Here is a 7623-nt window from a genome sequence, read left to right on the forward strand (position 1 = left end):
GATGAGAAGAACCCAAAGTCTACTCCTAGAAAATTAGAAATTATCAAATTAAGTACATTCGATAATTTATCTATCTAAAAAACAACAGTTAACATTACAAATAGAATTTACGCATTCTGATTATTATAAAGAAGTTTATGGCATATTTAAAAGCCAAACATTTAACTGAAGCTGAGAAAAAACGGGATGAGAAGGTAGCAAAGTCTACTCGTAATTTAGTCTTTGTCAATGACAAAATCAAATTTCAGTCAGAAGAAGATTTGGAAAATTATATAGAAGAAAATTTTAACCAGATTTTTCCAGGCTTAGTTTTGATTAAGCGTCAGCATACTATTAATACACAAAGATGTGATTTACTATGCTCTATTCAATCAGTTAAACAACCTGTGATAATTGAGTTGAAAAATGAAGAGGATAGGGGTTTAATATCTCAACTTACTAGGTATAGAAAAGCTTTACTGATAGAAAAACCTTTTGCAGAACAAATAGATTATTCATTACCTGTGAAATTAATAGCAATCGCTCCTATTTTCCATGAGGATAATTATGCAGATAAGGAAGCTTCTAAGTTTGACGATAATTTTTGTTTGTGGCAGTTTAGGATTGATATTGAAGAGAATCAAGAGATTGCTCAATTTAATCTTTCAGGAAAAACTTATGATATTCCTTATCCTATATTTGGTTTACCAGGAAAAAATTTAAACTCTGAATCTTATAGTAAAAGTTTAACTAGCTTTGCTTTTGAATTTTATTTGAGACTAGATAAAAAATACGAGAAAAATTTTCAAGCTTTACGAAATAAATTAATTGGTCAACCAAAAATTAAAGAGATGGTTAGCACGAGCTATAGAAAAGTATTGTACGGAACAGGTGAAGGAAAAAATCATAAAAAGTTGGCAGAAATTACTAATACTTCTGGAAAAGATGTATGTTTATTTTTGTGGTTGCCGACATCTGTAGATACAAAGTCAGAGAGACCAGTCGCAAGATTTGGATTGGTTTTAAAAAATTCTAGTAATCCTTTATCTAATGATTCTGTTGTTGAGTGGTTAGTATCAACTAAAGACACTTTGAATAGCAAAAATACACCCAATATTAATTCAGAAGTAGCTGCTTATAATAGAGATGGTACATTAAAATGGAGTAGAGCAAATTTATATTTAGCTAACGTGACTTTTCGTTACACTCAAGACTTAGCTAAATTAGAGGAGTGGAAAAGAGTAGCTAAAACATCTAAGTCTAAAGCATTAAACCAGGTCGTTAATTCCTATCAAAATAATCCGACATTCTTGTTACTAATGTATGTTTTAAAAGGTCTGACACCAGAAAATATTACTGATGAAGATAGAGCTTGGTGGGAGTCATATAAAACACAAACTCCTACACATTTGGGTTGGTATATTGATTTAGCTATTAAAGCTTGGAATTATAGGATTAAGTAAAAGCAGTTTAACTCACTATCCTATTGTTCAGTTTGCCAAATAAATGATGTAAATTAAATTGAAAATTGAGTATTTTTATGTTGTGGATAATAGCTTTAAATCTATAAAATAAAAAATTGATAGGAAGGTTATATTATGAGTAAAACAAAGCCTATTTCTGAACAATTAAAACCTATTTTAGAAAATGGCGATCGCGACAGCTAAAATCCTTTCATAGGAAGAAACACTTGTCTCAATCTCAAGTGAAACAACTATAATTCGGCTTTGCTGAAAAAGTCTGTTTTCAGGAGTAGGGGAGTAATTTTTTTGCCCAACTATGCTAACTTTTTGAGAATGAACAGCTAAAAACCAGGTACTTTTTCAAAACTTAAAAATGCACCTTATTTCTCTGTCAATGCTTTTATATTTAATCAGGAGAGGAATAATTAGCTAATCCTAATTAATTCCTCAATACTTTTCTTGTTAATTTTCCACATCTCCTCTTCTTCCCAAACCCATCTACTATCTACCCGTTCCACTGTACCGTCCAAATTAAACATAGTTACTGTTGCTAAAGTCTCAATCCATACAGTCGCTCCACAAGGATGAGGCTCATCTGGTCGATAAACAATGCGACAAGGACCGTGAATCTCCATTTCGTGACCCTTACTTAAAATCTTAGAGCCACGTTGGGCAGAAAGTACATATTCGTCTTTGGCTTGAGGATCGACCTTTTTGAGCTTTCTATTTTTCTCTATATTAGGTCGATTAAAATGAAGGGTATTTTTACCACAATGGCGCAGAGGCAACCAATTGGGTTTGGGGCCGCGTTTTTTACCAGAGATTCTTGGTCTTCCTTTGTATAGAGGAATTCCCCAAGTCCGACCATTAATTTTCCGAGCGCCTTGAATCCGACCTTCCTTGACTAAAACTCGGACTCGTTGGGCAGAAATATTCAATAAAGAAGCAGCTTCAGTTGTACCAACAAGCATAATATTTAACTATTGCGTACAACAGAATAATACCAAATAATACAAAAATTACAAAGCCATACATTTGGGTGCTTCAGATAAAAATGTTTTTGTTAATCTGGGATTTCCTGAAAAAAACAGAGTGTGCGGAAAGGAGTAAGATAAAAAACTCCCAAAAAGATTTTTCTGCCTAAGAATTCTACATTTGTTCTAGCCAGTAAATCCAGGTAGAAAATCCAACTTATCTCTTGTACAGCATACATTGTGCCGTTTTTTCAAAGGGGAAGTTCAGGTATACTATTTAATTTAATAGCCTACGGCTCAAAATTAAAAATTAGCTAGATTCTTAATTAAATATGTGTTAATTTTTACAATAAAAAATAACAATGGAACAAATTAATTATCAACAATTAAAAGCACAAATAATTACAATTTTAAAGATAAATCCCGATATAAAAGTTTATGGTTTAGATGAGCAAGTAGAAAAACACGACAGTAGAAGCATTGATGAAAATCTTTTGTCTGATGAATGTTTAAGAGCTTATTCTTGGTCAATAAATTATCTTAGTCAATGTAGATATACTAAAGAAATCTCATTTAGAAGCCCAATAAACGTTTTACAATTAAGTCAAGATATTAGTAACTGGAGTAGTACAGAAATACCTGAAGGTGTAGTAATAGTAGCCTTGAAAAGGTTAAATAAAGAATTCTACAAATATCAAGGTGATGTAGTTACTAATGTAGCTACGAAACAAAAACTCTACAACTTCAAAAAATCAAACTCTGAGTTTTACTGGAAATCAAACATTGTGAAATACTCCTCACTTAAAGACGAAATGGAGTTAATTTTAAAAGAAAATCAAACGTTATGCACTAATGGAATGTCGGCTAGTCTTAACTATAGGGATAGGGAAAGCCTTTGTAAGCCCATTGGTTTAGAACAATACTATTAGTCAAAAGCTTGGTTGAGTAATTGTATATTTATAAAAAGTTTCACCATGGGTTCCTATGGATTGAAACATTATGCAGAAAACTGGGCAAGAAACTACATCTGCAATGGCGCTCTAATTGCAGCAGCTATACATAAGGGAATTGACTATAAACCTCTTGGGGGAGCAAATGTTTTACTACCTATTTCTAAGAAAACTTTTGGGAAAAAAGTTGATGCCCGTAGAACAGTTACCGACTATAATACTTTTTATAATGGAGCCGTTCCAGAATCTATTCAATTTGTTTAGTCATCTATTAATATTCCAATCGCTGAAAATTAAAAGTTAGCAAAAAAACAGCCAGGAAACTTAACTTCCTAGCTAATAACTTTTAACAAAAAAACCTCAACTTCCCATAGTTGGAGGTTGCGCCGGAATAGAAGCAATTATTGCATCTATCACTTTAGCGATAGGCAAAATACGCATTCCTAAATCTGGCGGTTGCTGACCTTTGGGAATAATTGCCTTTTTAAAACCCAACTTAGCAGCTTCCCTTAATCTCAACTCCAACTGAGACACAGGTCGGACTTGACCACCCAACCCTACCTCTCCCAATAAAACAGTTCGGGGGTCAACTACCCGGTCGCGAAAACTAGCCACGACAGCAATAGCTATTCCTAAATCTGCGGCAGGTTCTTCCACACTCAAACCTCCCACAGTTGCTACATAAGTATCTAACTTTGATAAAGGAATGCCTACCCGTTTTTCCAGAACTGCCAAAATCTGTTGTAACCTACTACTATCAATTCCAGTAGTAGAACGTCGAGGGGAACCATGACTTGCCGGACTTACTAAAGCTTGAATTTCTACAACTATTGGGCGGGTACCTTCCATTGACACAACCGTAGAAGTTCCTGAAGAATATTCATCTCTACTGCCGAGAAATAATTCTGATGGATTTAATATTTCTTTTAAACCATTAGCCACCATTTCAAACACTCCAATTTCGTGAGTAGCACCGAAGCGATTTTTCATAGAGCGCAACAAACGGTGAGAGGCAAAGCGATCGCCTTCAAAATATAGAACTGTATCTACCAAATGTTCTAAAACACGCGGACCTGCTAAAGCACCATCTTTAGTTACATGACCGACTATTAATAAGGTAATATTTTCTCTTTTTGCCACTTGCATCAAAGCGGAAGTACATTCCCGAACTTGAGCAACCGAACCAGGAGCAGAAGTCAAAGAAGCAAAATAAATAGTTTGAATACTGTCAATTACTGCTAAATATGGTTTGAGAGATTCCAACTCTCTTAAAATTACTTCTAAATCTGTTTCTGGCAATAAAAATAAATTTTCCTGAGAAGTTGTAGGAGAATCTTTTATAGATTCAGAATTGCCATTATTTTCTTGACTTTCATTTGAAGATAAATTCTTATCCATCTCAATATTTGAAACATTATCCTTATCCTCTCCTTCTACTTCATTATCCTTATCCTCTTCTTCTACTTCATTGAAATTGACAATTAAACGTTGGGAACGTAATTTCACTTGTTGTCCAGACTCTTCCGCCGACACATACAAAACCCGACATCTACTAGACAACTGATTAGCCACTTGTAATAAAAGAGTAGACTTACCAATACCAGGTTCTCCACCAATCAACACCAAAGAACCAGGAACAATTCCACCACCAAGCACTCTGTCTAATTCTTCAAAACCAGAAGGCATTCTCGACAAAGTTTGGTCAGAAATCTGAGATAATAAAAAAGATGCCCTTGGTTGACCAGAAGAATCATCTCCTTCAAATGTTTGAGAACCAATACCAATATCAGTCAGCCCTAATCTTTGTAGAGCATTTGTAGTTGATTGTTCTATCTCCTCTTTTAGAGAATTCCAAGTATTACACCCAGGACATCTGCCCAGAAATTGGGAAGACTCATACCCACATTCTGTACATACATACTTTGTTTTCTGTTTTGGCATTTCTTAAAATAAGTTAATATTCACCAGCAAATATAAAAAAATTTTGCTCTTCTAGGGTAGCCATGATAAATTACTACAAAATAAACTCTGTAATCACTGCTATGCAAGGATTATGGAAATACAAAAAAGCAATTCTAATAACAATCAATTTTCCTAAAGGTTTAATCCTCTGCTATTTAAGGATTTAAGTTTATTGAAACTACTAAGAAGCTATAACCAGTCTAGGAGAGCCAAAAATTTCAAGTTTAACTAATTCTAAGCTTAGGAGTAGTATAGCTAAAAAAGAATTGGTTAGGACTTAGACTAGATTATGAATCTGAGACTGGGAAATGTTTTTTCCACTGTTCCCTGTTCCCTCCTGTAAAAAATGGTAATTTCTACTGTTATTTTGATGATAGAGTTAAAAAAATTAATATAATCATAAAGCTTAGTTAAGGAGATTTAGGAAAAATGGAAAATAATAAAGAAAAAATATTGGTTGTCGATGATGAAGCAAGTATCCGTCGTATTTTAGAAACTCGGCTGTCAATGATTGGCTATGATGTTGTTACGGCTGCTGATGGGGAAGAAGCTTTGGAGACTTTTCACAAGACAGAGCCAGATTTGGTGGTATTGGATGTAATGATGCCAAAATTAGATGGTTATGGTGTCTGTCAAGAGTTACGGAAAGAGTCAGATATTCCCATAATTATGTTAACTGCTTTGGGAGATGTTGCAGATAGAATTACAGGTTTAGAGTTAGGTGCTGATGATTATGTAGTGAAGCCTTTTTCTCCAAAAGAATTAGAAGCCAGAATTCGTTCAGTATTACGTCGGGTAGATAAAAATGGGGCTAATGGTATTCCTAGTTCTGGTGTTATTCAAGTCAGTAGTATTAGAATAGATACTAATAAGCGTCAGGTTTATAAGGGTGATGAAAGGATTAGACTTACTGGTATGGAGTTTAGTTTGTTGGAGTTATTGGTAAGTCGTTCTGGAGAACCTTTTTCTCGTTCTGAAATTTTGCAGGAAGTGTGGGGTTATACTCCAGAGCGTCATGTGGATACAAGAGTTGTGGATGTTCATATTTCTCGGCTTAGGGCTAAGTTGGAAGAAGATCCAAGTAATCCAGAATTAATTTTAACTGCACGAGGTACTGGTTATTTATTCCAACGCATTACTGAACCTGGTGAAGTTGGTTGAAATACAGGGAGGGAGTAGGGAGGAGTTGACAAGGGTAAGTTTTTTACCTTTTACATCAAAGCAGTATAGGAAGTTTGGGGTATAAAAGAAGCACGTTTCTGTTGAGATTATATACTGAATAAAAGTCTACTGATCCCTTTATTAAAAACTTACCCCTATAATATAGGGAGTAGGAAGAAAGAATTGATGAATAAGATTACGATAATTGATTTGATTTTTTATTATTTGAAGATATAGCAATCTGCCCATTGGTTGTAAAAATTTTTATAATAGTTAATTTGAGCTAAAAACTTTGAAAATTCTGACTCCTGACTCCTGACTCCTATCAGAGATACTAATAACTGAAAATATGACTCAACCAGACCAAAATAAAGTATTACGAATGCTCCCGATAATAACAGGAGGATTAGGTGGAACTTTACTAATGATTAATCGATTTTTCACCCCTAATCTTTTAGCTTCTCAAGCTCGTTCCGATGTAGTAGGAGTGATTTTAAGTGCTTTTTTAATTTTGACTGGTTTACTCTGGCAACAAATACAATCACGCTCTCCTGATACTGTTAAATTAATTGGTGAATCAGGATTTGAATTATTACCAGAATTATCAGAAATAGCTAAAACTGAACTTGCTTGGGCTTCTAGTTTATTATTAAGTAATACAGTAACTAAAACTATTATTATTTGGTATGAAGGGAAAGTTTTATTAAGAAGAGGAATTTTACCATCTGAATCACAAGTACAACCAGGAGCTATTTTAAAGCGAGTTTTGGAGAAACAAAAACCTATTTATTTAGTAGATTTAAAAGTCTATCCAGGTCGTATTGAATTTAATTATTTACCAGAAAATACCCAAGGTGTAATTTGTCAACCTATTGGCAATAATGGTGTAATGATTTTGGGTGCAAATGCTCCTCGCAGTTACACTAAACAAGATGAAAATTGGATTTCAGGAATAGCAGATAAATTAACATATACTCTATCAAAAAAATCTGGATTGTTTCATTTTTAATAACCACCTGTATGTGGAAATTTTAATCATTGTGGGGAGAGTAGGAAATGAGGATAAAATAAAACTTGAGGGTTTAATATCCTCAGAGAGTACAGAATGATTTACCTTTCTATTCTATATATAGC

The 7623-nt window shown here is 33.9% G+C and carries 7 protein-coding genes; 5 read left to right on the top strand and 2 right to left on the bottom strand.

Translation table 11 applies throughout. The annotated features are described in order from the left end of the window. The first annotated feature begins 137 nt into the window (after positions 1-137). Entirely contained in the window at positions 138-1442 is a 1305-nt protein-coding gene (locus AFK68_RS19155; RefSeq protein WP_094671285.1) for an endonuclease NucS domain-containing protein, read from the top strand. Between the two features lie 425 nt (positions 1443-1867). Here AFK68_RS19155 and AFK68_RS19160 read toward each other — a convergent pair whose 3' ends face one another. Then, a complete protein-coding gene (locus AFK68_RS19160) occupies positions 1868-2413 on the bottom strand; it encodes a helix-turn-helix domain-containing protein (protein ID WP_094674211.1) in 546 nt (181 codons plus the stop codon). A gap of 365 nt (positions 2414-2778) precedes the next feature. Between AFK68_RS19160 and AFK68_RS19165 the strand changes: the two genes are divergently transcribed. Beyond that, entirely contained in the window at positions 2779-3345 is a 567-nt protein-coding gene (locus tag AFK68_RS19165) for a hypothetical protein (RefSeq protein ID WP_094674213.1), read from the top strand. 45 nt (positions 3346-3390) lie between these two features. After that, positions 3391-3630, top strand: a complete 240-nt coding sequence (locus AFK68_RS19170; protein WP_094674215.1) for a hypothetical protein — start codon at positions 3391-3393, stop codon at positions 3628-3630. A gap of 96 nt (positions 3631-3726) precedes the next feature. Here the strand turns inward: AFK68_RS19170 and radA are convergent, their stop codons facing one another. Then, positions 3727-5307: a DNA repair protein RadA gene (gene radA, locus AFK68_RS19175; RefSeq protein WP_094674217.1), complete on the bottom strand. Its 1581-nt coding sequence runs from the start codon at positions 5305-5307 to the stop codon at positions 3727-3729. 450 nt (positions 5308-5757) lie between these two features. Between radA and rpaB the strand changes: the two genes are divergently transcribed. Together rpaB and AFK68_RS19185 are read left to right on the top strand one after the other, a co-directional pair. Next, entirely contained in the window at positions 5758-6489 is a 732-nt protein-coding gene (gene rpaB, locus AFK68_RS19180; RefSeq protein ID WP_094674219.1) for a response regulator transcription factor RpaB, read from the top strand. 349 nt (positions 6490-6838) lie between these two features. Further along, positions 6839-7498, top strand: coding sequence for a cofactor assembly of complex C subunit B (locus AFK68_RS19185; RefSeq protein WP_094674221.1), 660 nt, complete (start codon positions 6839-6841; stop codon positions 7496-7498). Positions 7499-7623: the final 125 nt, after the last annotated feature.

The sequence above is a fragment of the Hydrocoleum sp. CS-953 genome (genome assembly GCF_002260545.1).
Lineage (GTDB): Bacteria > Cyanobacteriota > Cyanobacteriia > Cyanobacteriales > Microcoleaceae > Trichodesmium.